The following is a 26377-nucleotide window of genomic DNA, read 5'->3' on the forward strand; positions in this document are numbered from 1 at the left end:
GATAAGTAAGTACTGTAGCAATACGAGAGAGGTGGTTCATACATGGATTGCGGTGAGAACGTTCTCTATTTTAACCATCTCAAATTATGGGTAAGAAAATAGAATAATAAAATGCGATAGTAATAGTTGCTAATACATAGGAGGAGTTAAAGTGAAAAAGACTTTAATTACAGGGTTATTGGTTACAGCAGTATCTACGAGTTGTTTTATTCCTGTAAGCGCTTACGCTAAGGAGGGGCAAACAGAAGTGAAAACAGTATATGCACAAAATGTAATTGCTCCAAATACATTATCGAATTCAATTAGAATGTTAGGATCACAATCACCACTTATACAAGCCTATGGATTAGTTATTTTACAACAGCCAGACATTAAGGTGAACGCGATGAGTAGTTTGACGAATCATCAAAAATTTGCAAAGGCAAATGTAAGAGAGTGGATTGATGAATATAATCCGAAGTTAATCGACTTAAATCAAGAGATGATGAGGTATAGTACTAGATTTAATAGCTATTATAGTAAGCTCTATGAACTAGCAGAAAACGTAAATGAAAATGAACAGGCAAAAGCAGATTTTACAGGCGCATATGGAAAATTACAATTGCAAGTACAAAGCATCCAAGAGAGTATGGAGCAAGATTTATTAGAGCTAAATCGATTTAAAACAGTATTAGACAAAGATAGTAATAACTTATCGATAAAGGCTGATGAAGCAATAAAAACACTACAAGGATCAAGTGGAGATATTGTGAAGTTAAGAGAAGATATTAAAAGAATTCAAGGGGAAATTCAAGCTGAACTAACTACTATATTGAATAGACCTCAAGAAATTATTAAAGGTTCTATTAATATCGGTAAACAAGTATTTACAATTACAAATCAAACTGCACAAACGAAAACAATTGATTTCGTTTCTATCGGTACTTTAAGTAATGAAATTGTAAATGCTGCCGATAGTCAAACGAGGGAAGCAGCTCTTCGCATTCAGCAAAAGCAAAAAGAGCTATTGCCACTTATTCAAAAATTATCACAAACTGAAGCAGAGGCGACTCAAATTACATTCGTTGAAGATCAAGTAAGTAGCTTTACAGAACTAATTGATCGTCAAATTACAACATTAGAAACGTTATTAACGGATTGGAAAGTTTTAAACAATAATATGATCCAAATTCAAAAAAATGTTGAAGAAGGCACATATACAGATAGTAGTTTACTACAAAAACATTTCAACCAAATTAAAAAAGTAAGTGATGAAATGAATAAACAAACGAATCAATTTGAAGATTACGTTACAAACGTTGAAGTACATTAAAAATAAGTAACGATATAGGGAGAGAAGAAAAATGACAAAAAAACCTTATAAAGTAATGGCTCTATCAGCACTTATGGCAGTATTTGCAGCAGGAAACATGATGCCAGCTCATACGTATGCAGCTGAAAGTACAGTGAAACAAGCTCCAGTTCATGCGGTAGCAAAAGCTTATAATGACTATGAGGAATACTCATTAGGACCAGAAGGCCTAAAAGATGCAATGGAAAGAACAGGTTCAAACGCTTTAGTAATGGATCTGTACGCTTTAACAATTATTAAACAAGGTAATGTTAACTTTGGAAATGTATCGTCTGTTGATGCTGCTTTAAAAGGAAAAGTGATTCAGCACCAGGATACAGCTAGAGGAAATGCGAAACAATGGTTAGATGTATTGAAGCCACAGCTTATTTCAACAAATCAAAATATCATTAATTACAATACGAAATTCCAAAACTATTATGATACTTTAGTTGCTGCGGTTGATGCAAAAGATAAAGCGACGCTTACGAAAGGATTAACTAGATTATCAAGTAGTATTAATGAAAATAAAGCGCAAGTAGATCAGTTAGTAGAAGACTTAAAGAAATTCCGAAATAAAATGACGTCGGATACGCAAAACTTTAAGGGTGATGCAAATCAAATTACATCTATTTTAGCTAGTCAAGACGCTGGAATTCCGCTATTGCAAAATCAAATTACAACGTACAATGAAGCAATTAGTAAATATAATGCAATTATTATCGGTTCATCAGTTGCGACAGCTCTAGGGCCAATTGCAATTATCGGTGGTGCAGTAGTTATTGCTACAGGTGCAGGAACGCCGTTAGGAGTGGCGTTAATTGCAGGTGGTACAGCAGCTGTAGGCGGTGGTACAGCTGGAATCGTATTAGCAAAAAAGGAGCTTGATAATGCACAAGCTGAAATTCAAAAAATAACAGGACAAGTTACAACTGCTCAATTAGAGGTAGCAGGATTAACAAACATTAAAACACAAACAGAGTATTTAACAAATACAATTGATACTGCAATTACAGCGTTGCAAAACATTTCAAACCAATGGTACACAATGGGGTCAAAATACAATTCTTTACTTCAAAATGTAGATTCAATTAGTCCGAATGACCTTGTTTTCATTAAAGAAGATTTAAACATTGCGAAAGATAGCTGGAAAAACATTAAAGACTATGCAGAAAAAATTTATGCTGAAGATATTAAAGTAGTAGACACAAAAAAAGCATAATCGAATACGAATCGTTAGAGCGTTAAGTGTTGATGAATGATTTGAAGCTCCTGTTCAGTTGTGAGCAGGAGCTTTTGATATCCTTATAAAGAAAACAGGTGAAAAGTATGCAGAAACGATTTTATAAAAAATGTCTTTTAACGTTAATGATTGCTGGGGTGGCAACGAGTAATGCATTTCCTTTACATCCTTTTGCAGCAGAACAAAATGTAAAGGTGCTACAAGAAAATGTGAAAAACTATTCTCTTGGACCAGCTGGATTCCAAGATGTAATGGCACAAACGACATCAAGCATGTTTGCAATGGATTCATATGCAAAATTAATTCAAAATCAACAAGAGACGGATTTGAGTAAAATAAGTTCGATTAATAGTGAGTTTAAAGGAAATATGATTCAGCACCAACGAGATGCAAAAATTAACGCGGCGTATTGGTTAGATCATATGAAGCCGCAAATTATGAAAACGGATCAAAATATTATTAATTACAATAATACTTTTCAAGCGTATTATAATAGCATGCTAACTGCGATTGATCAAAAAGATAGCGTAAAGTTAAAAGCGGATTTAGAAAAATTGTATGCGGATATTGTAAAGAATCAAAATGAGGTAGATGTATTATTAGGAGATTTGAAAGCCTTTCGCGATAGAATGGCGAAAGATACAAATAGTTTCAAAGAGGATACAAATCAGTTAACAGCGATATTGGCAAGTACGAATGCAGGTATTCCAGCTCTAGAGCAACAAATAAATACATATAACGATTCGATTAAAAAGAGTAATGATATGGTTATTGCTGGTGGCGTACTTTGCGTAGCTCTAATAACATGTCTTGCTGGCGGACCGATGATTGCGGTTGCGAAAAAAGATATCGCAAATGCAGAACGAGAAATCGCTAATTTAAAAGATAGAATTTCTGGAGCGCAAGCAGAAGTCGCAATTTTGACAGATGTAAAAAATAAAACAACAAATATGACTGAAACGATTGATGCAGCAATTACAGCACTGCAAAACATATCAAATCAATGGTATACAGTAGGGGCAAAATATAATAACTTATTACAAAACGTAAAAGGAATTACTCCTGAAGAGTTTACGTTTATAAAAGAAGATTTACATACAGCAAAAGATAGCTGGAAAGACGTAAAAGATTATACAGAAAAATTACATGAAGGCGTAGCGAAGTAAACAGTGGACTAGTTCTGCTGTTTACTTTTTTATCCTGTTTTTGTGAGAGGTGGACTTGTAATTTGATATATAAATTTCTGATCAAGTCTTTTATATTTAATGTTTTAATGAAAAAAGCTATACTGTAAGCAAAACTAAAAATTGGAAAGGAAATACTAGAACATGGAAAATTATCTATTATTTATCCTTACAGCAATGTTAATCATAATGATGCCTGGTCCTGGTTTTGCACTAGTTACAAAAAATACTATCTCGCATGGTAAAAGTGGTGGGATAAAGACAGTTTTAGGAACGATATCTGGAATGATGATTCATACAATAATGGCTACGTTAGGACTCTCTGCTATTCTAATGAAATTTGCTATGTTATTTACATTTATAAAATGTGCTGGGGCTTTTTATTTAATTTACTTAGCTGTAAAGTCAATTAAAAGTGCCTTACATAAAAAAGAAGATATGTCAGGTCCAATAGAAATGGACTCTAAGAATATTGGGGCAATTAAAAGCTTTAGACAAGGATTTACTACGGCAATTTTAAATCCAAAAACTGCTGTGTTCTTCCTTAGTTTTTTACCTCAATTTATTGTAAGTAATCAAAATCATTTCCTCCAATTTCTTTTATTAGGAGTCACATTTACGACTTTGACCGCAATATGGTATTTGCTTTATATCTCGCTAATACGTCAATTAAGAACTTTTTTAAGAAAAGAACGAGTGAACCGTATAATGGAGGGTATTACGGGCGCAGTATTATTAGTATTTGGGGTTAGATTATTTTTCCAAAAATAAATATGTATATGAAAAGAGAAATAATCAATAGTGGTTATTTCTCTTATTTATTCTAATACTATTTCACACTTACATACTAATTTGAGTTTTAAAAATGAGTTTCTCAATAATCCGACCTGTTTGCTTAATAAAAAGATTCTACATTATGGGAGACAAGTCGTCCGTAAACGCCCAATTTGTGAGGGATGATAATCAGTAGGGGAGAGACAAACTCCCCATTGATTAAATTTCATTGTATATACTAAGCGGAGTAGAAGTTCAGGTATATAAAATTCAGTAGTCGAAATTTCTTGTATAAAGCTGTATAATGCTTGTAACGAAAAGGAAATACAGGAAAGGATATGTAGCGAGTTACTATGGATAAAGATAAACAACAATTAAGTGTAGAAGTTGCAAGATTATATTATCAATCAGATTATAGTCAGCAAGAAATTGCTAACAAATTAAATATTTCAAGACCGACGATTTCCAGGTTATTAAAGTACGCGAAAGAAAAAGGATTTGTTCAAATTAGTATAGCCGATCCATTCGCTGATTTAGATAATGTCGGTAATTTACTGAAAGAAAAATATAACTTGTTAGAAGCACATGTTGTATTTTCCCCAGTGCCAGAATATGCAACGATTACAGAGTATATAAGTAAATATGCAGCTGAGTATATGGAAAAGACGGTTAAAAACGGTGATATCGTTGGTGTAAGCTGGGGAATGACGATGTATGAAATCGCTAGAAAAATCGTACCACAACATGTAAAAGGTGTAGAAGTTGTCCAGCTAAAAGGTGGTATTAGTCATTCTAGTGTAAATACATATGCAAATGAAACCATTGCATTATTTGCAGATGCTTTTCAAACGACGCCAAGAAATCTACCTCTTCCAGTTATATTTGATAATGCAGTGACAAAAGAATTAGTAGAGCAGGATCGACATATTCATCACATTATCGAAATGGGGAAACAAGCGAATATTGCAATTTTCACTGTAGGAACAGTGCGAGACGAAGCGCTATTATTCCGATTAGGTTATTTCGATAAGGATGAAACGAGTTTACTCAAAAAACAATCGGTCGGTGACATTTGTTCACGTTTCTTTGATGGAGACGGAAATATTAGTAGTGAAGAAATTAATAAGCGAACCATCGGAATTGAGTTAGAAGAACTAAAATTAAAGAAACGCTCTATTTTAGTTGCAGGTGGGAATAGAAAAATAAAAGCAATTGATGGTGCGTTACGTGGCGGATATGCAAATGTATTAATTATCGATCAGCATACGGCGAAAGAATTGTTACATTATCAAAAAGAAGATTAGAAATAAAAGGCTTTCTCAAGATATTAATTTTGAGAAAGCCTTTTATTTTGTTATGTATGAATTATGGGATTATTTTTGAATACAAATTGCCTTTTTTAAAATAATTATGGATATTGAGATACATACTACCATTGTTAATATAAAAAATTTGAATTTATATATGAAGTATTTCTTAGTTAGAATGCGCTTTATTTATTAGAAGGAAATTCCTTTTTGAAAAGAATGAACAAAATTTCAAAAGTGTATTTACATTTGTTCAACTAAGAGTTAGAATGAAGTTGTTAAAAGATATGAGGAGTGAAGATAATGAACATTGCAAAGTTAATTGACCATACAATTTTAAAAGCTAATACTACTAAAGAAGATGTTATGAAAGTAATCGAAGAAGCAAAGGAATATAAATTCGCTTCTGTTTGTATTAATCCTACATGGGTAAAGCTAGCTGCTGAGGAATTAGCTGGACATGATGTAGATGTTTGTACTGTAATCGGTTTCCCATTAGGCGCAAGTACTACTGAAACAAAAGCTTTCGAAACAAAAGATGCTATCGCAAAAGGTGCAACTGAAGTTGACATGGTAATCAACGTAGGCGCTTTAAAAGATGGCGACGACGAGCTTGTTGAAAAAGACATTTATGAAGTAGTACAAGCAGCAAAAGGAAAAGCTCTTGTAAAAGTAATCATTGAAACTTGCCTATTAACAGATGAAGAGAAAGTACGCGCTTGTGAATTATCAGTAAAAGCTGGTGCTGATTTCGTAAAAACTTCAACTGGATTCTCAACTGGCGGAGCAACTGCTGAAGATATCGCATTAATGCGTAAAACAGTTGGACCAAACGTTGGTGTAAAAGCATCTGGTGGCGTTCGTACACGTGAAGATGCAGAAAAAATGGTAGCTGCTGGAGCTTCTCGCGTTGGAGCAAGTGCTAGTGTTGCAATCGTATTAAATGATGCAAAAGGTGCTACAGATAACTACTAATCATTAATGAAGTCAAAAGCAATAGATACACAAAGTAAAGTGTATCTATTGCTTTAACAATTGAAAAAGATGTAAGCGGATACGAATGGGAGGAGACGGCTTATGAAATACTTAATCGGTGTTTTAGGCCTCGTATTGATTTTAGGTATCGCTTGGCTTGCTAGTAATGATAGAAAGAAAGTCAAATATCGCCCAATCATAACGATGGTTATATTACAATTCATTTTGGGGTTTCTATTATTAAATACAAGTGTAGGGAATATATTAATTAGCGGAATAGCAGATGGTTTTGGAGAGCTATTAAAATATGCCGCTGACGGTGTAAATTTCGTATTTGGTGGATTAGTAAATCAAAAAGAGTTTTCATTCTTTTTAAGTGTATTAATGCCAATTGTATTTATATCAGCTTTAATCGGTATTTTGCAACATATTAAAGTGTTACCTATTATTGTGAAATCTATCGGTCTAGCATTAAGTAAAGTAAATGGAATGGGGAAACTAGAATCATATAACGCTGTTGCTTCTGCGATTTTAGGACAATCTGAAGTGTTTATTTCAGTTAAGAAACAATTAGGATTATTGCCAGAGAAAAGAATGTACACATTATGTGCATCTGCAATGTCTACCGTCTCCATGTCTATCGTTGGATCGTATATGGTGTTATTAAAACCGCAATATGTTGTAACCGCTTTAGTGCTTAACTTATTCGGTGGTTTTATTATTGCTTCTATCATTAATCCTTATGAAGTTACGGAAGAAGAAGATATGTTAGAAGTACAAGAGGAAGAGAAAAAGACTTTCTTTGAAGTATTAGGGGAATACATTATTGATGGATTTAAAGTTGCGATTACAGTAGCAGCTATGTTAATTGGTTTCGTTGCTCTTATCGCATTCATTAATGCCGTATTTAAAGGTGTAATCGGTATTTCATTCCAAGAAATTCTCGGTTATGCATTTGCACCATTTGCATTTATTATGGGTGTACCTTGGCATGAAGCAGTTAATGCCGGAAATATTATGGCAACAAAATTAGTATCAAATGAATTTGTCGCTATGACAGATTTAGCACAAGGAAACTTTAATTTCTCAGATAGAACGACAGCGATTATATCTGTATTCTTAGTTTCGTTTGCAAACTTCTCTTCAATTGGAATTATTGCAGGGGCAGTTAAGAGCTTAAATGAAAAGCAAGGGAATGTAGTCGCAAGATTTGGTTTGAAATTACTTTTCGGTGCAACATTAGTAAGTTTCTTATCAGCAACAATCGTAGGATTATTATTTTAATAGATTCATATCATATAAAAAGGAATGGTGATTGTAATGAGAATGGTAGATATTATTGCAAAAAAACGTGACGGCAAAGAATTAACGACTGAAGAAATCAAGTTCTTTATTAATGGATATACAGACGGAAGTATTCCTGATTATCAAGTGAGTGCACTTGCAATGGCAATCTTCTTTAAAGATATGACAGATCGCGAACGTGCAGATTTAACGATGGCGATGGTTGAGTCTGGAGAAACGATCGACTTATCAGCAATTGAAGGAATTAAAGTAGACAAACATTCAACTGGCGGTGTTGGTGATACAACAACATTAGTATTAGGACCATTAGTAGCTGCTTTAGATGTACCAGTAGCAAAAATGTCTGGTCGTGGTTTAGGACATACAGGCGGAACAATTGATAAATTAGAAGCGGTAGAAGGATTCCACGTTGAAATTACGAAAGAGCAGTTCATTGATATTGTAAACCGTGACAAAGTAGCTGTTATTGGACAAACAGGAAACTTAACCCCTGCAGATAAAAAGATTTATGCATTACGCGACGTAACAGGAACAGTAAACTCAATTCCTTTAATCGCAAGTTCAATTATGAGTAAAAAAATTGCAGCTGGTGCTGACGCAATCGTACTTGATGTAAAAACAGGTGCTGGCGCATTTATGAAGACAGAAGAAGATGCAAAAGAATTAGCACATGCAATGGTACGTATCGGAAATAATGTAGGACGTCAAACTATGGCTGTTATTTCAGATATGTCACAACCGCTTGGATTTGCGATTGGTAACGCTCTAGAAGTAAAAGAAGCGATCGATACGTTAAAAGGTGAAGGTCCAGAAGATTTAACAGAATTAGTACTTGTATTAGGAAGTCAAATGGTCGTACTTGCGAAAAAAGCAAATACATTAGAAGAAGCTCGTGAAATGCTAATTGAGGTTATGAAAAACGGAAAAGCAACTGAGAAGTTTAAAGAGTTCTTAAGCAATCAAGGTGGAGATAGCTCGATTGTAGACAATCCAGAAAAAATGCCACAAGCGAAATATGTAATTGATGTACCTGCTAAAACTTCAGGTGTTATTTCTAACATTGTTGCTGATGAAATCGGTATCGCAGCTATGCTACTTGGTGCTGGTCGTGCAACGAAAGAAGATGAAATCGATTTAGCGGTAGGATTAATGTTACGTAAAAAGGTTGGCGATGCAGTAAAAGAAGGCGAGCCATTCGTAACGATTTATGCAAATCGCGAAAATGTAGAAGATGTAAAAGCAAAAATTTACGAAAACATTTCTATTGCTGAAACAGCAGTGGCTCCTAAATTAGTTCATACGGTTATTACTGACTAATCATAATTACACTTACTTTGAGGGGGAAATAATATGGATAAGAAAAAATATATTGAAGAAGCAAATAAGATGTTAGCAAAAGCATATATTCCGTATTCGAAATTTCCTGTTGGTGCAGCGTTAGTTACGAAAGAAGGTAAAATCTATACTGGTTGTAATATAGAAAATGCTTCTTACGGTTTATGTAACTGTGCAGAAAGAACAGCGATCTTTAAAGCAGTATCAGAAGGTGAGCGCGACTTTAGTTACTTAGTTATTACAGGAGAAACGGACGGACCGATTTCACCATGTGGTGCTTGTAGACAAGTAATTGCTGAATTCTGTGATCCGAAAATGCCTGTATTATTAACGAATGTAAAAGGCGATGAAAAAGAAGTGACTGTTGAGCAATTACTGCCAGGTGCTTTTACAAATGATGATTTAAAATAAGTTGAAAGCCATTTTGCAATTAGTAATTGCGGAATGGCTTTTTGTTTGAAAAAAAGAATGTAATATTTTGTTCATATTCCGTTCATAAACTTTGCGTAAAATGATTGCAGCGAACAGGGAAAGTTTACAACAGGAGGAATAAAATGAAGAAATTCTATAATGGTGCTTGTAGTTACTTATTAATTTATGATTTTGCTCAAAAAGTCATTTAAATAGATAGGAGTGGAAAGTATGATAGCACTTTTATCAAGTATTGTAGCAGTCTGTATGGCTGTTGGTGTCATGTTTCTTCGCTTTAAAGCAGCGAAAAAACCGGTAACGAAAAAGAAAATTATATTGCCCCCATTTTTTATGAGTACTGGTGCTATGATGTACTTCTTACCAGCGTTTCGGTTAACGTCATTAGAAATAGTAGAAGCAATTACTGTAGGACTTATTTTCTCTATATTCCTTATTAAAACAACGAAGTTTGAAATAAGAAATGAACAAATATATATGAAACCGTCAAAAGCATTTATATTTATTTTAGTTGGATTATTAGCAGCGCGAGTAGTAATGAAATCGTATTTAAGTCAATCAATTGACTTAGCAGAGTTAAGTGGAATGTTTTTCTTACTCGCATTTGCGATGATTGTGTCGTGGAGAATTGCGATGTATTGTTCGTATGCTAAATTAGAAAAAAACAATAAAAAGAGCTGGAATTTCTAAATAGGAAATCCAGCTCTTTTTATTGTTTTATTGAAATTCTTTTGCGCGGAACTCATTTGCTTAATTTTAAACGTATTTGAGCATCTTGTAATGCGGCTGGTGTCACGTTAAGACCATTTTGATCAACAATTTTTGTGTTTAATAAAATGGAATCTAAGCTTCCACGAAATGTTTGTGTATAGTTTTGACGCAACATTTGTTGTTCTTGTTTTTCATCAACTGTTAATCCAGTTGCTTTTTCTTTTTTTGATAATTCGTTAATACGGAATAAAATGTTTTTCATTTGTTTCACCTCTAGTTTAATTTAATTATATTAGCTACTTACTAATGTATAGTTATTGTAACGTGTAATTTTAATTATGTCAACACCATCAAAAAAGGTTAAAAATTGACGAAAAATTGTAACAATAATAAAATGAATTGATTAGATAATTATTTTTTAATCATACATAGAACGCTAGGGGGATTATTATGAAAGCAACATTTTTTGCTCAAAATAGAGAACGATTAGTAAACACATTACCAGATGAATCAATTACCATTTTATTTGCTGGACAAGCACCTCATATGTCAGCGGATGCACATTATAAGTTTGTGCCGAATCGGAATTTTTATTATGTAACAGGAATCGATGAACCAAATGTTATTTTTATGCTGAAAAAGTTTGGGAATAGTGTAGAAGAGACACTTTTCATTGAAAAATCAGATCCAGTAATGGAAAAATGGGTTGGGAAAACAGTTTCTAGCGAAGAGGCAGAGAAAATTTCAGGTATAAAGAAAGTTGTATCTTTAGATAGCTTTGAAAAGACGATGTCAAATATATTTTTTACAGAAAATGTGAAGCATCTATTTTTAGATTTAGAGCGTCGTGAGTGGAATGGTACAGAGACAAAAACATTAGCGTTTGCTAAACATGTAAGAGAACAATACCCCCACGTAACAATTGGTAATGTATATCCAAATATTTGTGAATTACGAGTGTTTAAAACAGAAGAAGAAATTGAAATTATGAAAGAAGCGATTGCTGTAACGAAAGACGGTATTTACAATGTACTTAAGCATGCAAAAGCAAACATGATGGAATATGAATTAGAAGCCCAGTTTGATTTCACACTGAAATCTTCTGGTATTAAACATCATGCATTCAATACAATTTTGGCAAGTGGGAAAAATGCTACAGTTCTTCATTATGAAGATAATGATGCACAAATTCAAAATGGTGATTTAGTATTACTAGATTTAGGCGCTCAAAAAGACTACTATAACGCTGATATTAGTTATACATTCCCGGCAAATGGAACATTCTCTAGTCGCCAAAAACAAATTTATAATATTGTATTAAAAGCATTAAAAGAAACAACAGAGATTATTAAGCCAGGTTTAAAGTTCGCTGCATTAAATGAGCATGCTAAAAAAGTACTTGCAGAAGGGTGTAAAGCGGTTGGTTTAATTCAAGAAGATGAAGAGTTATCAAAATATTATTATCATGGTGTCAGCCATTTCCTTGGTTTAGATACGCATGATGTAGGGACATACAAAGATAGAGTATTAGAAGAAGGCATGGTTATTACAATTGAACCTGGTCTTTATATTGAAGAAGAATCGATTGGAATTCGTATTGAAGATGATATTCTTGTAACGAAAGACGGATACGAAAACTTGTCAAAAGATATCCTTAGAGAAGTTGAAGAGATTGAAGCGTTTATGAGAGAAAATAATGTACATGTAAAAAAAGATGAAGTTGTTACGAAATAATGATTGGGAAAGACGCTCAAGTTTGAGCGTCTTTTTATTTTGTTCATTTGAAACGGCGATATTTCCTCGAAAAGCATCTTCAATTTATAAAGTCAATTATATTCCAAATGTCAATGTATATGTTGATCATGCCCGGATGAAGATGGGGGAGTATGATCTGGGAATGTCACGAATACGACAACGATAATTACCACACTAATTGAAAGTAATAACAAAAAACGCCGTTGAATAAAAGTAGAAAAGGTTTCTGATAAAATTTGAAATATACATGACATAGTTATTGTTATCGTAAGTAAAAGGCTAATAAAGAGTATACTATGAGCTTGTTGAGCGTTTAACATTTCTGTAATCATTGCTCCCATCATACTTGCCATTAATCCAGAGAACATTCCTTCTAAAGCAGTGTACAGATGAAAACGTAGACCGGTAAAAAAGCCGATAAATCCACTAATTAAAATAGCAAGCAAAGTAGAATATAGCAATTCTCCTTTAAATAGAATACCTAAATAAAAACCTATACTTAAACCGATACTCATACTAAAAGACATAATAAATACCATATACTCCATTAGGGTACCACTACGTTTCGAAATATATGATGTAATAATAATTGAGATACAGCAAAGCATTAAGGCATTTAATGTATAAGCAAACATCATGATACCTCCCTGTCCTATCATTCACTTCATCATATGTTCATATAGAGAGTACTTATGCTTATTTATATCTGCATATTATCTGCACAATTTCATAAATGAAAGCAAGGTGGCGTTTGATTTTTTTACGTCTTTTTTTACGTGTGAACATGTGAAAGAAAGTGTTATATAATGAGTTTCTATTGTGAAGCAATAAAGAATAAGCGTATAATATTATAGTTATCCCATTACTCGGGACAACCCGCGAATGATAAATAAGATTGTTGTTTTATCATCGCTTCTAAACAGATAGACAATGAAAGTAACAGTGGAATACAGATAGGGAGTTATAAAATGAAATTAATTATTGCCGAGAAACCAGATCAAGGTTTGGCTCTTGTTTCACAGTTTAAATATCGCCGGAAAGATGGATATTTAGAAGTAGAAGCGAATGAGTTATTTCCAAATGGAGCGTACTGTACATGGGCAATTGGTCATTTGACGCAGTTATGTAATCCAGAACATTATCACGCAGAGTGGAAAAAATGGTCACTTGATACGTTACCGATGATTCCAGAGCGTTTTCAATTTGAAGTAACAAAGTCAAAGTATAAGCAGTTTAACATTGTGAAACAGCTGTTACATAATCCACAGGTAACAGAAATTATTCATGCGGGCGATGCTGGGCGCGAAGGGGAATTAATTGTACGAAACATTATTAATCTTTGTAACGTACAAAAGCCGATGAAGCGTCTTTGGATTTCCTCTTTAACGAAGCAAGCTATTTACCAAGGATTTAAAAATTTGCTTGACGAATCAGATACAATCAATACGTACTATGAGGCGTATACAAGGTCATGTGCGGATTGGGTTGTTGGTATGAATGCATCGCGTGTGTTTAGTATTTTGTTAAAGAAAAAAGGAATGAATGATGTATTTTCAGCTGGTCGTGTACAAACACCGACACTCGCGTTAATCGTAAAGCGTGAAAAGGAAATAGAAAACTTTAAGTCAGAGCCGTTCTGGGAAGTGTTCGCGACCTTTAATATAGAAGGAAAGAAGTATGAGGGGAAATGGGAGAAGGATAGTGAATCCCGCTTAAAAGACCCTGATATGGCGAATAAAATTGCAGCATTTTGCCAAGGTAAACCGGCAGTAGTGAAGGAAATGAAAACGGAGCGTAAAGAATTTCAGCCGCCGCTTTTATTTAACTTATCATCACTACAAGCAACGGCAAATAAAGCCTTTAAGTTTTCACCGAAAAAGACGCTTGATATAACGCAAGCACTATATCAAAAAGGGATTGTTTCTTATCCTCGTTCGGATTCCAACTATGTTACCCAAGGAGAGGCAGCGACGTTCCCTGATATTTTACAGAAGTTAAGTCAGTTTGATGAATATAAAGATTTATTACCAGCTCCGGTTGAATCGATTATGAACAATAAGCGTTATGTGAATGAAAAGAAAGTAACAGATCACTATGCCATTATTCCGACAGAGCAAGTTACAAATCCAAGTAGATTATCAGGTGATGAAAAGAAAATTTACGATATGATCGTAAGAAGGCTTATTGCAGCTCATTATGAAGTTGCAATCTTTGACTATACAACGATTGTAACGCTTGTAGATGAACGTGCTGAATTTATTTCAAAAGGAAAACAGCAAATTCAAGAAGGCTGGCGTAAAGTTATTTTCCAAGACGATAAAGATGACGAAACAATTCTTCCAATTGTAGCTGAAGGTGAAGAAGGAAAAGTTGTAAAGGTGAAAGTGAAAGAGGGAAAAACACAACCACCGAAGCGTTATACAGAAGGACAACTTATTACGTTAATGAAAACAGCTGGTAAGTATTTAGAGAATGAAGAGCTTGAGAAAGTATTAAAGAAAACAGAAGGTTTAGGTACAGAAGCGACCCGTGCAGGTATTATTACGATGCTAAAAGATCGTAAATATATAGATGTGAAGAAGAACCAAGTGTATGCGACCGATAAAGGGAAAGTATTAATTACCGCAATCGGTGACAAAATACTAGCTTCACCAGAAATGACAGCGAAATGGGAGCAGCGCCTTGCAGAAATTGGTGAAGGCACGGCTTCACCAGCTACATTTATGGAACAAACGAAAAAGCTATCAGCTAAAATTATTGAAGATGCAGTGGAAATGTCAGAGAAATGGGACTTTACTGGATTGCATGTTGAATCGATTGAGCGAAAAGGATCGAAATTTACAACAGGTAAAAAGGTTGGTAGCTGTAAAAAATGTGATGGCGATGTAATTGATAAGTCAACGTTTTACGGCTGTTCTAATTACAACACGACACAATGTGACTTTACCATCTCGAAGAAAATATTAAGTAAAACAATTTCGCAAAAGAATATGACAAAGCTCTTAAAAGGTGAGAAAACCGATTTAATTAAAGGCTTTAAAAAGGGCGAGAAAACATTTGATGCGAAGTTAGAGTGGAAAGATAATAGGATTAATTTTGTGTTTGAGAATTAAGTTGTTTTAACAAATAAAAATATGATAATTAAATTATATCCTATAGAATAGACGCTTAAAAAAAGTCTATTCTATAGGATATTTTTTTGAATAAGTAGTATTATATATTTTTGTTCGGAATAAAATATACAATAAAAAAATCTTTATAATTGATAATTTTTTATTGTAAAACAATAAATTGTGTATTAAAATCATTATCATAATAAATCAGTGAGATGCTTTTTATAGAAAGGTAACAAAGCTGTTTTTTATTAGAGGAGGTAAAACTATGAACGATCACAATTTGATTATTGAAAATATGGATAACCCTCATGAGTTGGAGAGAATGTATAGAAAAGACCCGAAAGCTTTTAAAAAGTCATTCTCACAAGCATGGGATGAAAACTCTGATTCTCAGGTGCTAGCTGCCTGGTATGAAAGATTGCATTTCAAGGGAAAGACAAATGCAGAAAAAATATCACTGTTTCAAAAAGGTTTCTTATTCATGGGCATGTTAGCTATTCTAGCTGGGCTAAGCACTAGAATCATTTTCCACTTTGTAGAGCAGGAAGCAATTGCTCCAATTAACCTAGCTTTTGGTGTAATTCCCTTTATCGCTGCTTATTTTGTTTACAATAATACCCCGAAAAAAAGTATTATTTATTTCCTTGCAGCGTTGTTCCTAATTGCCGGGTTGTATCTCAATATGTTGCCATTAAATTATAAAGACAGCAGTATCCTTGCGTATTTACATCTTCCTATATTGTTATGGGTCTTATTGGGACTTGCGTTTACAGGAAATGAATATTCCAAAGGTAGTACAAGATTAGCTTATATTAAATTTAATTTAGAATATGGTCTTCTCTACGCGAGCATGGCAGTGAGTGGAATGATACTAGCAGTATTCACCATGCGATTATTTAGCTTTGTTGACTTGGATATAGGAGAGTTCTATTTTAGTAATGTTGTTTTATTTGGAGCTGCCGCTCTCGCTGTAGTGGCTGCATACTTAGTATCATTGAATCTTAAACTTGCTAAAAATATTACACCATACATATCTAAAATTTTTAGTCCACTTGTCTTGATTACAATGTTTATCTATCTAATAACGGTAATTTGGGTCGGGAAAAATCCATTCTTGGATCGCAATTTCTTAATGGCCTTTAACGGAATACTCCTTGGTGTATTGGCGGTTACTATATTTTCTATCGTTGAGAGTGATTCAGATGAGAAAAAGAACATTTCAGACTATATAAATTTTGCCTTAATTGTTCTGGCGCTTATTATTGACACTGTCGCTTTATCAGCCATTGTATTCAGACTTTCTTCTTACGGGATTACACCTAATAGACTTGCTGTTTTAGGGGTAAACATACTGATCTGGGCAAATTTAATTTGGATTATGTTTTCCTATATGCGTTTCTTGCAAAACAAATCAGGACCGACAGCTATCCAAGATGCCGTTACGAAGTATTTACCAATTTACGGACTTTGGGCAGCTTTCGTTATATTTACGTTTCCTTTAATTTTTAATTAGAAAGGAACTGTTAATGTAACGACAAATTAATTCTTCTATAACGTATAAAATGCTTAGAGCCGATAATGATCGTTCATTATATAATTTCTCGACAATAAAAAACGTCCTATGGCAGGACGTTTTTTATTATGTATATTGCTGCTTCTTCTTAATAAGTAACAACACCTGTGAAACACAAGCAAGAACGGGTAACTCAATTAAAGGTCCAATAACGAGTGCAAGTGCGATAAGAGGCTCATCTGGAAAAGCTGTTACAGCAATAGCAAGAGCAACAGGTGAGTTTCTTGCTAACGTTGTTAAGTTTAGACTTACTGTATCTTTATAAGATAAACGCATAACGTGCCCGATAAATTGTCCTAGTACAAAATTAATGATGAAGAACAATAGAACAGGAATGAGTAATAATAAAACGACATTCATATTTTGTAGTAAATATTTACCTTGTGATGCAAACATCGCTACGATTGCTAAACTTAAAAATACAATTTGGGCAGAGCTGAAAAACGGAATGAGTTTATTCTCGAGCGTTTCAGCTTTTTTCAGTTTATTCATAATGAATTTTGTAGCGTGTGCAAGTAAAAATGGTAAGACGATTACGATAACAATACTTCCTACTAAAACAGAAACCGCTACAGTCTTCATAACACCAGCGAATAAAAATAAATAAATGGGAAGTAGTAGTACTTGCAAAATTAAATTTACTGGTAAAATCGCTGTAGAAAGTGCTACATTACCTTTTGCTATTTCAGTAAAGATTAAGTACCAATCTGTACATGGAGTAACCATTAGCATTATAAATCCAACCCAAAGTGCTGGGTGATCTGAAAGAAATAGTGCTCCTAACCCCCAAGCGAGTAAAGGTGTCCATAAGAAGTTAATAGTAAGACTTGTTCCAGCAAATTTTAAATTGCGAAATCCGTTTTTTATTTCTTTCAATGGGATGCTGAGGAATAATCCATATAGCATGAAAAATAAAAAGGGAACAATAAATTTGTCTGAATACATATGTATAACATTAAATTGTCCAAGTATGATGCCGCATGTAACAGCAAAAAGAATAATAAAAGTTTGAATCTTTTCTATCGTGCTCATGAATGAATCCTTTCTAATATATGAATTTTCCTCTCTAAGTTTATTATACAAGTAATAAGGCTGTAATTTGGTGTTCAATTGTATTTTAGTAAATGTTTTTAATTTGAGATTTATTTTTTATTAAAAGCTACTTGACTAAAGTAAGTAGCTATATTACAATCACTTACATAAGGTAATTAAATAACAAAAAGTTTTAATTAACTTTCCTTAAGGTATCAATTGGAACTTTTTATTAGAATAAGAATTTTTATGATGTTGAATAATGAATATGATAAGAAAGTTTAGGTGAAGAAAATGGGATTATTTAGCTCGTTATTTGGTAAAAAAGAAGAAAATACAAAAGTAGAGGGGAATAAAAAAATGTCAAAAGTATTATTTGTAAAAGCAAACGATCGTCCAGCGGAGCAAGCAGTTAGTTCAAAAATGTATGAAACATTTGTAAATACTTATAAAGAAGTAAATCCGAATACAGAAATTACAGAGTTAGATTTATTTGCATTAGATCTTCCTTATTACGGAAATATTGCTATTTCAGGTGGATATAAACGTAGTCAAGGTATGGAATTAACAGCAGAAGAAGAGAAGGCAGTTGCTACAGTAGATCAATATTTAAATCAGTTTTTAGAAGCTGATAAAGTTGTATTTGCATTCCCATTATGGAACTTTACTGTACCAGCACCATTAATCACATATATTTCATACTTATCTCAAGCTGGAAAAACGTTTAAATATACAGCTAATGGCCCAGAAGGTTTAGCTGGTGGTAAGAAAGTAGTTGTGTTAGGTGCTCGTGGTTCAGATTACTCTTCAGAACAAATGGCTCCTATGGAAATGGCAGTTAATTACGTAACAACTGTACTTGGATTCTGGGGAATTACAAATCCAGAGACTGTTGTAATTGAAGGGCACAACCAATATCCAGATCGCTCACAACAAATTGTTGAAGAAGGTTTAGAGAACGTTAAAAAAGTAGCGGCGAAATTTTAATTAATTGATAGTAAAAATGGAAAAACCAACATGGATGACCATGTTGGTTTTTTAGTCTATTTCTATGTTAAAAAATGTATATTCATAAAATGAATGAAAAGTTTGAAAATAGTATTGCAAAATATTATATATCAAACTATAATGAGTTCAAGAATAGTTGATACTCAAGTTAAATATTCAGAAAATTCAATTAGTTAAAAATGGAAATGACATAGGTTATATTGAATGGAGGTTATATTATGACGAATAAAGTACCGTTTTCGTTCATAGTTGTTATTGGTTTAATGTTATTTGCACTATTTTTCGGGGCAGGAAATTTAATATTCCCAGCAATGCTTGGTCAATCGGCAGGAGAAAATGTATGGATTGCTAACGCTGGATTTTTAGTAACAGGTGTTGGATTACCATTACTAGGTGTACTAGCATTTGGTTTTTCGGGTAAAGATGATTTACAGTCATTAGCAAGTCGTGCTCACCCAGTATTCGGGATTGTGTTTACAACAGTTTTATACTTGGCGATTGGCCCGTTATTTGCAATACCAAGAACAGGAAATGTTTCTTATGAAATTGGTCTTAAACCGTTTATGCCAGAGGGATTAGGTTCTACACCTTTAATTCTTTTCACAATTGTATTCTTTAGCATCACTTGTTTTTTTTCGCTAAATCCTGCGAAAATTGTCGATATTGTTGGAAAAATCTTAACGCCAATTAAGTTAACTTTCATCGGTATTTTAGTAATCGTTGCTTTTATTCATCCGATTGGAGAAATGCAAGCACCAGTTGAAGCTTATACATCACATGCATTCTTTAAAGGGTTCCAAGAGGGATACTTAACGATGGACACGCTTGCATCATTCGTATTCGGAATCATCATCATTAATGCAATTAAAGAAAAAGGTGCAAAAACGAAAACACAAATTATGGTCGTTTGTGCGAAAGCAACAATCATTGCCGCATCTATTTTAGCAATTATCTATACAGCACTTTCTTATATGGGTGCTTCAAGTGTTGCAAAGCTTGGACATTTAGAGAACGGCGGAGAAGTATTAGCGAAAGTTTCCAACTACTATTTTGGATCATATGGCGGAGTATTATTAGGGTTAATGATTACAGTAGCTTGTTTAACAACTAGTGTGGGACTTGTATCAGCATGTTCTTCATTCTTCCATAAGTTATTCCCAAATGTTCCTTACAAAGCAATTGCAATCACGCTATGTGTATTTAGTGCAATTGTTGCAAATGTAGGATTAACACAATTAATTGCAGTTTCTGTTCCAGTATTAACAGCAATTTATCCACTAGCAATCGTATTGATTTTCTTAACATTCTTCCATTCATTATTCAAAGGAAGAGCTGAAGTTTATCAAGTGAGCTTAACTGTAACATTTATTATCAGCTTATTCGATGGATTAAGTGCAGCTGGAGTTAACGTTGAAGTAGTAACCCAAGTGTTCACTAAATTCCTTCCGATGCAGGAAGTAGGATTAGGCTGGATCTTCCCAGCGATTATCAGTGGATGTATCGGATATGGCATTAGCGTTTTAAAATTAAAAAATCAAATTCAACCAGCAGCAAATACGAATAAGAAAATAGGTTAAATAAAAAAGTTATAGAACTTGTTTCTATAGCTTTTTTTGTTACTATTAATAATGAAAGAAAATAAAGTAGTAGGGGAAATAAAATGAAAAAAACAATTGATCATATCGGCATAGCAGTTCGAGATATAGATAGTACGATACATTTTTATGAAAAGGTGTTGTCAGGAACTTTAATAGATCGTTACGTAAGTGAAGCGCCTGGTGTTGAAAGTGAAGTAGCCATTCTTGAAGTGGATGGAGATAGAATTGAATTGCTTGCGCCGACAAATAACACCACTTCACCAATTGCCCGATTTATAAAACAAAAAGGTAAAGGCGTTCATCACGTTGCATATCGAGTAGATGATTTAGATGTAGCTTTAGAGGAATTGAAAGAACAAGGCATTCGAACGTTAGAGCATACGCTTCGAATTAATAAACACGGCAGAAGATTAATCTATCTTAATCCAGCGGATACAGAGGGAACAATCATAGAGTATTGTGATTATCCGGAAGAGAAATAGAAAAAAGATATTTTTAAAAAGATGTTACGTAATAAAGTAACATCTTTTTATTTATGTATTTCACATTTTCTTCACAAATGATTCACGATAACTTTTCTTCTTCAGGAACTTACATAAATATATTTTATGATATAATAACAATCGACTTTAAAAATGTAAGTTGTATCTATACAGGTAGTTACTATTTTATTAGAAGTTTAGAGGTGAGAGAGAAATAAAGAGTTATACTGTATAGAAATTTATATTTAATTAGGTTAATATTTCGCCCGAGAATTAAACTTAGGAAGTTAAAGGCATGAAAATAGAGCGATGAGTAAGAAAGAAGTGAAATGATTGTGAAAGTAATGAGAAGGGTAGGGACATGGCTATTACTTGCATGTGTGCTTATCATATTGATACCGAAAAGTGCATCTGCTCATGCGTACGTTGTGAAATCAAATCCTACTGAAAATGAAACATTGAAGAAAGCACCATCTGTTGTGAAAATTGAATTCGATGAGGACATACAAGTTTCAAGTTTTAATACATTGTACGTGAGAGATACATCAGGTAAAAGGGTCGATTTAAAAGATGCTCATATTGATACAAAAAATAAAAAGCTATTAGAAGCTGGATTGAAAGAGAATCTTAAAAATGGTCTCTACTCTATTCAGTGGAAAGTGATTTCAGCTGATGGCCATCCAATTCAAGGAGTTATTCCATTCCGTATTGGATTAGCGGAAGCTGGAGCAGACGATATACAAGTGGAAGAGATGGGTTACGTCCCACAAATCGATATGATTATGGAACGTGGAATTTTATATACAAGTTTCTCATTATTTATAGGCGTGCTATTCTTTAATCTTATTATGTATAAAGGGAATGCAACTTCGGTCCGATCAAGGAGTAAGAACATAATATGGATCTCCTTATTTGGTATATTGATTAGCTTGTTATTTAATCTACCATTGCAAGCGAAAATAAATGCGGATGTTTCATGGCTAGAAGCATTCAATCCTTTACTATTAAAAGAAACATTACAGCTTTCTGTTTTTGGTTATGTATGGATTACTCAAATGACTCTTATTAGTTCGCTTATAATCGTTACGTATTTTGTGATGAAGCGTGAGAAGCTTTCGTCGTTTAAAGTATGGAGCATTCCAATAGTATTGTTTATTGGGATACTTGTTATGAAAGCATTTAATAGTCACGCATATGGTTTAAAGTTTAAAGACATTGCTGTTGTTATGGATTTTTTACATTTATTCGCAGCTTCATTATGGATTGGTGGTTTATCGTCCATTATTCTTCTGTTACGTAAAGAGGATAACAAATGGAATATGTATTGGGATATGATTAAGCGTTTTTCACCGTGGGCAACATGCGCTGTCATTGTGATTTTCATAACTGGTCTTTTTAACAGTACATTTTTTATTCCAACAATCCACTCGTTATTTGATACGAAGTATGGATTAGCTTTACTAGCAAAGATACTTTTATTCGTTTTCATGGGGATATTGGGAATTATTCATTATGTGAAAGGGAAAATGAGAGCGGAGCAAGGATTAGGTGCTACGGTGAAGGTAGAGTTTATCATTGGAATTATCATTTTCGTAATCGTAGCTTTTATGACAAACGTACAAACACCACCGATGCCTCCTACTGGACCTTTTACAGAGAGTAAACAATTAGATAATGGATATGAAATGACGCTAAATGTAAGTCCTAATAGAGTAGGACAAAATATATTCCATATTACTTTAAAGGATGAGAACGGACAACCTGTTACTAATATGGAACAAATCATATTAACGACTCAATCGTTAGATATGAATATGGGAAAAGGATCATTTAAAGTTTCGGCAGTTTCACCGGGAGAATATGAAGCAGAAGGTATGTATATTAACATGACAGGCAACTGGAATATACAAGTACATGGATTAACGAAATCGCTTGATAGCTTTGATACGGATTATAAATTTGTTGTAGGTGGCAGATAAAGTGAAACTTTAAGCAGCCCTCATCAATTGGGCTACCCGGTAAATAGCGGGATAAAGAGTAGGTATAGATAAAAAGGAGCTAATTGAAAATGAAACGCATAAAAAAATTAGGAACAACAATGATCGCAACAGTAATTGCAATGGGAATTTTTTCGTTACCTGTTAGTGCGCACGTTACTGTGAAGCCAGCAACTTCTGACATCGGTTCTTGGGAGACTTACACGATAAAAGTACCAGTCGAAAAGAATATAGCAACAACAAAAGTTACACTGAAAATACCGTCTGGAGTAGAGTTCCAACAGTATGAACCAGTGCCAGGATGGAAAGTGGCAGAGCAAAAAGATAATGCTGGAAAAGTGAAAACTGTAGTATGGGAAGCAACAGGAGAAGGGATTTTACCTGGTCAGTTCCAGCGATTTACTTTTGTCGCTAAAAATCCGGATAAAGAGCAAAAAATAGCTTGGGATGCATACCAACAATATAAAGACGGTGAAATTGTGGAATGGACGGGCGATGAAAAAGCTGAAAAACCACATTCACTTACAACAATTGCAAAAGGTACGTCATTAACAGGAGAACATGGTGAAGTGTCTAGTGTAGAAAAGAATGAAGGTACTAGTAATATGCAATTGATAGCAATTGTTTTATCTATTTTAGCGATTGTATCTTCGGTAGGTACGTGTGTTTTTGTAGTGCGTCGTAAAAAATAAGATATAAAAAAGAGCCTACAAATAGTAGGCTCTTTCTCATATTTATTTCACTTCAACCTGCTGCCTTACAGCAAGTGTTTTCGGCTTTATATTTACAAAACAAATGCTCACAACAATAAATAATAGGCCAATAAATAAGCTCATTGTAATGGCTTCATGTAAGAAGATTGAACTTACAATAATAGCGATAAGGGGAATAAGGAATGTATAGGCCCCTACTTTACTCGCTTCACCAGCTCCAACGAGTGTGAAGTATGCAAGCCACCCCATTGCAATAACAAAGAATGAAATAAAGAGTAGTACACTAACAAATGGCATACTCCAAGCAATACTAGACCAACTTTCAAATTCTGAGCCAAATCCGATTAAACAAAGACCACCGATAAGTAGCTGAATTGTTACCATCCAAATGGCATTCACACGGTGACCAGTTTTCTTAATAAATACTGTTCCAAGTGCCCAGCCAATCGCACATCCTAATGCAAGAAGAATGCCAATGACAGAAATATGTCCAGTTAAACTACTAGAGCTAATAACACCTACACCAATAAATCCGAGTACAAGCCCGAAAATTTTTAAACCGTACATTGCTTCTTCAAGCCATATCCATGAGAAAATACCAAGTAAAACAGGTTGTAAAAATACGATAGCGGAAAATAGACCAGCAGGCATATATTGAAGACCAACAGTTTGTAACCCGTAAAATATAATGATGTTAAGTAAAGAAGAAATAACGTATAAATGCCACGTTTCTTTTAAATGTAATTCTTTATATTTGGGTAGAGCGAAAAGGAGTAAAATGAATCCTCCAATTAAAGTTCGAACGCCTGCAAATAAAACGGGTGGTGTATAATGCAGGGCAAACTTAGATAAAGGCCAATTGATTCCCCACATAAAAACGAGAAAGGTAAGGATTATGGCCGTCTTAGTTCGAGAAAGCTGTGTCACTGTAAGACCTCCTTGTTGTTATTCATTTCACTATGATATGATATCGACTGTAATAAATAAAATGAATCTTTTTTATGAGGAGTATAAGTGATTAGTTATGACCATTACACAACTACAAGTATTAATAAAAACTGTTGAGTTAGGTAGTTTTACGAAGGCTGCTCGGGTGTTAAATATGACGCAGCCAGCTGTAAGTCATGCGATTTCAAGTATAGAATCAGAGTTAGGAGTTACGATTCTTATACGGGATAAACGACAAGGATTACTCGTTACGGATGTAGGAAACAGAATTCTTAAACATATTAGAGAGATTTTGAACGGTGTAGAGAAGATTGAACAAGAAGTTGCGATGGAGAAAGGACACGAAGTGGGGACGATTCGAATTGGGAGTTTTCCGAGTGCTTCTGCGCATTTCTTACCGAAAATGATAAACCATTTTAAGGAGAAGTATCCGAGCTTAGAGGTCGTTCTTTGCGAAGGAACAATTAAAGAAGTTGAAGATTGGTTAATATCGAGGGTTGTTGATATAGGAATTGTTATTTTGCCTAATAAAGAGATGGAGATTGTCCCGTTAACGAAGGGAAAAATGGTTGTTATTTTAAGAGAGGATCATCCTCTTTGCAAGAAGGATGCTATTACAATTCGTGATTTGGAGAATGAACCGATCATATTATGTAAGGGCGGATACGAACCACCCATTATCGACATGTTTAAACAAGCCAACGTACCACTTCGGGCTGAGTATGTAATTTCTACCGTTACTACCGCTTTAAATATGATTCAAGAAGGATTAGGCATTGCAATATTAGCTGAATTATCTTTAACGAATTTACCACAGAATGTGCAAACGAGAGAGTTGGAACCGCAAGTATGGAGAGAAATTGCTTTAGCTGTTCCTTCATTAAAGGATTCTTCAATCGCTGTGCAGCTATTTATTGAAGAATTTCAGGCGCTATTTGCAGAATAAAAAGAGGTGTCTCGTATATTATAATGGGACACTTTTTAATTTACTTATAAAAAAATATGTGAAAAGGATTGACTTATTTTTTAGTTGTAACTATAATGATTACATCGAGGTGGTAATCACGATGAAAATTAGTAGCCGCTTTTCTATAGCTGTTCATATTTTATCTATTTTGAAAAACAATCCATCTTCACTTTGTACTTCAGACTATATGGCTGAGAGTGTCAATACAAATCCAGTAGTCATTCGTAAAATGATGTCGTACTTGAAACAAGCTGGCTTTGTTTACGTAAATCGTGGACCGGGTGGCGCAGGTTTACTAAAGGATTTACATGAAATCACATTGTTAGATGTGTATCATGCAGTGAATGTAGTGGAAGAGGATAAATTATTTCACATTCATGAGCAACCGAATCCAGATTGTCCAATTGGGGCGAATATTCAAGCGGTGTTAGAAATTATTTTAATTCAAGCACAATCCGCGATGGAAGAAGTTTTGAGAAATATTACGATGGGGCAGCTGTTTGAAACTTTGCAAGAAAAAATGAATGCTTAAATCATATTTATATTTTTTTAACATTAATGTAACTTATATAGTTACAGCTATAAAGGTAAGGTG

At 33.9% G+C, this 26377-nt stretch carries 23 protein-coding genes and 1 pseudogene; 20 read left to right on the forward strand and 4 right to left on the reverse strand.

Annotation, left to right across the window (positions count from 1 at the left end):
* The first annotated feature begins 151 nt into the window (after positions 1-151).
* The 10 genes and pseudogenes from nheA to BGI23_RS09355 all read left to right on the forward strand — a co-directional run bounded on the left by nheA (position 152) and on the right by BGI23_RS09355 (position 10576).
* Entirely contained in the window at positions 152-1312 is a 1161-nt protein-coding gene (nheA, locus tag BGI23_RS09310; protein WP_000751840.1) for a non-hemolytic enterotoxin NHE subunit A, read from the forward strand.
* Between the two features lie 31 nt (positions 1313-1343).
* Positions 1344-2552: a non-hemolytic enterotoxin NHE subunit B gene (nheB, locus tag BGI23_RS09315; protein WP_000162993.1), complete on the forward strand. Its 1209-nt coding sequence runs from the start codon at positions 1344-1346 to the stop codon at positions 2550-2552.
* 107 nt (positions 2553-2659) lie between these two features.
* Entirely contained in the window at positions 2660-3739 is a 1080-nt protein-coding gene (nheC, locus tag BGI23_RS09320; RefSeq protein ID WP_070805766.1) for a non-hemolytic enterotoxin NHE subunit C, read from the forward strand.
* A gap of 162 nt (positions 3740-3901) precedes the next feature.
* Positions 3902-4528, forward strand: a complete 627-nt coding sequence (locus tag BGI23_RS09325; RefSeq protein WP_000433004.1) for a LysE family translocator — start codon at positions 3902-3904, stop codon at positions 4526-4528.
* Between the two features lie 356 nt (positions 4529-4884).
* Positions 4885-5835, forward strand: coding sequence for a DNA-binding transcriptional repressor DeoR (locus tag BGI23_RS09330; RefSeq protein ID WP_000356563.1), 951 nt, complete (start codon positions 4885-4887; stop codon positions 5833-5835).
* 306 nt (positions 5836-6141) lie between these two features.
* Positions 6142-6813, forward strand: a complete 672-nt coding sequence (deoC, locus tag BGI23_RS09335; protein ID WP_001017443.1) for a deoxyribose-phosphate aldolase — start codon at positions 6142-6144, stop codon at positions 6811-6813.
* 102 nt (positions 6814-6915) lie between these two features.
* Positions 6916-8097 carry a NupC/NupG family nucleoside CNT transporter gene (locus BGI23_RS09340; RefSeq protein WP_070805767.1) on the forward strand — a complete coding sequence of 394 codons (1182 nt, stop codon included), beginning with the start codon at positions 6916-6918 and terminating at the stop codon, positions 8095-8097.
* Positions 8098-8133: 36 nt separating this feature from the next.
* Positions 8134-9435, forward strand: a complete 1302-nt coding sequence (locus BGI23_RS09345; RefSeq protein WP_001983022.1) for a pyrimidine-nucleoside phosphorylase — start codon at positions 8134-8136, stop codon at positions 9433-9435.
* A 33-nt stretch (positions 9436-9468) separates the two neighbouring features.
* A complete protein-coding gene (locus BGI23_RS09350; RefSeq protein ID WP_070805768.1) occupies positions 9469-9864 on the forward strand; it encodes a cytidine deaminase in 396 nt (131 codons plus the stop codon).
* A 231-nt stretch (positions 9865-10095) separates the two neighbouring features.
* Positions 10096-10576, forward strand: a pseudogene (locus tag BGI23_RS09355) (CcdC family protein).
* 48 nt (positions 10577-10624) lie between these two features.
* Here the strand turns inward: BGI23_RS09355 and BGI23_RS09360 are convergent.
* A complete protein-coding gene (locus BGI23_RS09360; protein ID WP_000789783.1) occupies positions 10625-10855 on the reverse strand; it encodes a DUF896 domain-containing protein in 231 nt (76 codons plus the stop codon).
* A 188-nt stretch (positions 10856-11043) separates the two neighbouring features.
* Between BGI23_RS09360 and BGI23_RS09365 the strand changes: the two genes are divergently transcribed.
* Complete coding sequence (locus BGI23_RS09365; RefSeq protein ID WP_070805769.1) at positions 11044-12327, forward strand: aminopeptidase P family protein; 1284 nt, start codon at positions 11044-11046, stop codon at positions 12325-12327.
* 110 nt (positions 12328-12437) lie between these two features.
* Here the strand turns inward: BGI23_RS09365 and BGI23_RS09370 are convergent, their stop codons facing one another.
* Positions 12438-12983 (reverse strand): hypothetical protein, encoded by a 546-nt coding sequence (locus tag BGI23_RS09370; protein ID WP_070805770.1) that lies wholly within the window; start codon positions 12981-12983, stop codon positions 12438-12440.
* 333 nt (positions 12984-13316) lie between these two features.
* Here BGI23_RS09370 and topB point away from each other — a divergent pair, with 333 nt between their 5' ends.
* Both topB and BGI23_RS09380 read left to right on the forward strand, forming a co-directional pair.
* Positions 13317-15461 (forward strand): DNA topoisomerase III, encoded by a 2145-nt coding sequence (topB, locus tag BGI23_RS09375; RefSeq protein ID WP_070805771.1) that lies wholly within the window; start codon positions 13317-13319, stop codon positions 15459-15461.
* A 268-nt stretch (positions 15462-15729) separates the two neighbouring features.
* A complete protein-coding gene (locus BGI23_RS09380) occupies positions 15730-16977 on the forward strand; it encodes a DUF4153 domain-containing protein (protein ID WP_070805772.1) in 1248 nt (415 codons plus the stop codon).
* Positions 16978-17103: 126 nt separating this feature from the next.
* Here BGI23_RS09380 and BGI23_RS09385 read toward each other — a convergent pair whose 3' ends face one another.
* The gene (locus BGI23_RS09385; protein ID WP_070805773.1) at positions 17104-18069 is read right to left on the reverse strand and encodes an arsenic resistance protein; all 966 of its coding nucleotides are present in this window, start codon (positions 18067-18069) and stop codon (positions 17104-17106) included.
* 294 nt (positions 18070-18363) lie between these two features.
* Here BGI23_RS09385 and BGI23_RS09390 point away from each other — a divergent pair, with 294 nt between their 5' ends.
* From BGI23_RS09390 to BGI23_RS09410, 5 genes are all read left to right on the forward strand, one after another.
* Positions 18364-19056: an FMN-dependent NADH-azoreductase gene (locus tag BGI23_RS09390; protein WP_000522518.1), complete on the forward strand. Its 693-nt coding sequence runs from the start codon at positions 18364-18366 to the stop codon at positions 19054-19056.
* Between the two features lie 239 nt (positions 19057-19295).
* A complete protein-coding gene (gene brnQ / locus BGI23_RS09395; protein WP_070805774.1) occupies positions 19296-20654 on the forward strand; it encodes a branched-chain amino acid transport system II carrier protein in 1359 nt (452 codons plus the stop codon).
* A gap of 83 nt (positions 20655-20737) precedes the next feature.
* The gene (locus tag BGI23_RS09400; protein ID WP_070805775.1) at positions 20738-21157 is read left to right on the forward strand and encodes a VOC family protein; all 420 of its coding nucleotides are present in this window, start codon (positions 20738-20740) and stop codon (positions 21155-21157) included.
* 329 nt (positions 21158-21486) lie between these two features.
* A complete protein-coding gene (locus BGI23_RS09405; protein WP_070805776.1) occupies positions 21487-23136 on the forward strand; it encodes a copper resistance CopC/CopD family protein in 1650 nt (549 codons plus the stop codon).
* A gap of 89 nt (positions 23137-23225) precedes the next feature.
* Positions 23226-23846, forward strand: coding sequence for a YcnI family copper-binding membrane protein (locus BGI23_RS09410; protein WP_070805777.1), 621 nt, complete (start codon positions 23226-23228; stop codon positions 23844-23846).
* A 42-nt stretch (positions 23847-23888) separates the two neighbouring features.
* Here BGI23_RS09410 and BGI23_RS09415 read toward each other — a convergent pair whose 3' ends face one another.
* A complete protein-coding gene (locus BGI23_RS09415; protein ID WP_000192791.1) occupies positions 23889-24794 on the reverse strand; it encodes a DMT family transporter in 906 nt (301 codons plus the stop codon).
* 97 nt (positions 24795-24891) lie between these two features.
* Between BGI23_RS09415 and BGI23_RS09420 the strand changes: the two genes are divergently transcribed.
* Both BGI23_RS09420 and BGI23_RS09425 read left to right on the forward strand, forming a co-directional pair.
* On the forward strand, positions 24892-25761 hold the full coding sequence (locus BGI23_RS09420; RefSeq protein WP_070805778.1) for a LysR family transcriptional regulator: 870 nt from the start codon (positions 24892-24894) through the stop codon (positions 25759-25761).
* A gap of 121 nt (positions 25762-25882) precedes the next feature.
* Positions 25883-26314, forward strand: coding sequence for an Rrf2 family transcriptional regulator (locus tag BGI23_RS09425; RefSeq protein WP_000704088.1), 432 nt, complete (start codon positions 25883-25885; stop codon positions 26312-26314).
* The last annotated feature ends 63 nt before the right edge of the window (positions 26315-26377 follow it).

It is taken from the genome of Bacillus sp. ABP14 (assembly GCF_001831375.1).
In the GTDB taxonomy this organism is placed as follows: domain Bacteria; phylum Bacillota; class Bacilli; order Bacillales; family Bacillaceae_G; genus Bacillus_A; species Bacillus_A paranthracis.

Coding starts and splice junctions, on each gene's coding strand:
- BGI23_RS09410 (WP_070805777.1), top strand. CDS start 23,226: ATGAAACGCATAAAAAAATTAGGAACAACAATGATCGCAACAGTAATT.
- nheB (WP_000162993.1), top strand. CDS start 1,344: ATGACAAAAAAACCTTATAAAGTAATGGCTCTATCAGCACTTATGGCA.
- brnQ (WP_070805774.1), top strand. CDS start 19,296: ATGACGAATAAAGTACCGTTTTCGTTCATAGTTGTTATTGGTTTAATG.
- BGI23_RS09370 (WP_070805770.1), bottom strand. CDS start 12,983: ATGTTTGCTTATACATTAAATGCCTTAATGCTTTGCTGTATCTCAATT.
- BGI23_RS09390 (WP_000522518.1), top strand. CDS start 18,364: ATGGGATTATTTAGCTCGTTATTTGGTAAAAAAGAAGAAAATACAAAA.
- BGI23_RS09330 (WP_000356563.1), top strand. CDS start 4,885: ATGGATAAAGATAAACAACAATTAAGTGTAGAAGTTGCAAGATTATAT.
- BGI23_RS09380 (WP_070805772.1), top strand. CDS start 15,730: ATGAACGATCACAATTTGATTATTGAAAATATGGATAACCCTCATGAG.
- BGI23_RS09360 (WP_000789783.1), bottom strand. CDS start 10,855: ATGAAAAACATTTTATTCCGTATTAACGAATTATCAAAAAAAGAAAAA.
- BGI23_RS09325 (WP_000433004.1), top strand. CDS start 3,902: ATGGAAAATTATCTATTATTTATCCTTACAGCAATGTTAATCATAATG.
- deoC (WP_001017443.1), top strand. CDS start 6,142: ATGAACATTGCAAAGTTAATTGACCATACAATTTTAAAAGCTAATACT.
- nheC (WP_070805766.1), top strand. CDS start 2,660: ATGCAGAAACGATTTTATAAAAAATGTCTTTTAACGTTAATGATTGCT.
- BGI23_RS09385 (WP_070805773.1), bottom strand. CDS start 18,069: ATGAGCACGATAGAAAAGATTCAAACTTTTATTATTCTTTTTGCTGTT.
- BGI23_RS09420 (WP_070805778.1), top strand. CDS start 24,892: ATGACCATTACACAACTACAAGTATTAATAAAAACTGTTGAGTTAGGT.
- BGI23_RS09400 (WP_070805775.1), top strand. CDS start 20,738: ATGAAAAAAACAATTGATCATATCGGCATAGCAGTTCGAGATATAGAT.
- topB (WP_070805771.1), top strand. CDS start 13,317: ATGAAATTAATTATTGCCGAGAAACCAGATCAAGGTTTGGCTCTTGTT.
- BGI23_RS09345 (WP_001983022.1), top strand. CDS start 8,134: ATGAGAATGGTAGATATTATTGCAAAAAAACGTGACGGCAAAGAATTA.
- BGI23_RS09405 (WP_070805776.1), top strand. CDS start 21,487: ATGATTGTGAAAGTAATGAGAAGGGTAGGGACATGGCTATTACTTGCA.
- BGI23_RS09365 (WP_070805769.1), top strand. CDS start 11,044: ATGAAAGCAACATTTTTTGCTCAAAATAGAGAACGATTAGTAAACACA.
- BGI23_RS09425 (WP_000704088.1), top strand. CDS start 25,883: ATGAAAATTAGTAGCCGCTTTTCTATAGCTGTTCATATTTTATCTATT.
- BGI23_RS09340 (WP_070805767.1), top strand. CDS start 6,916: ATGAAATACTTAATCGGTGTTTTAGGCCTCGTATTGATTTTAGGTATC.
- BGI23_RS09350 (WP_070805768.1), top strand. CDS start 9,469: ATGGATAAGAAAAAATATATTGAAGAAGCAAATAAGATGTTAGCAAAA.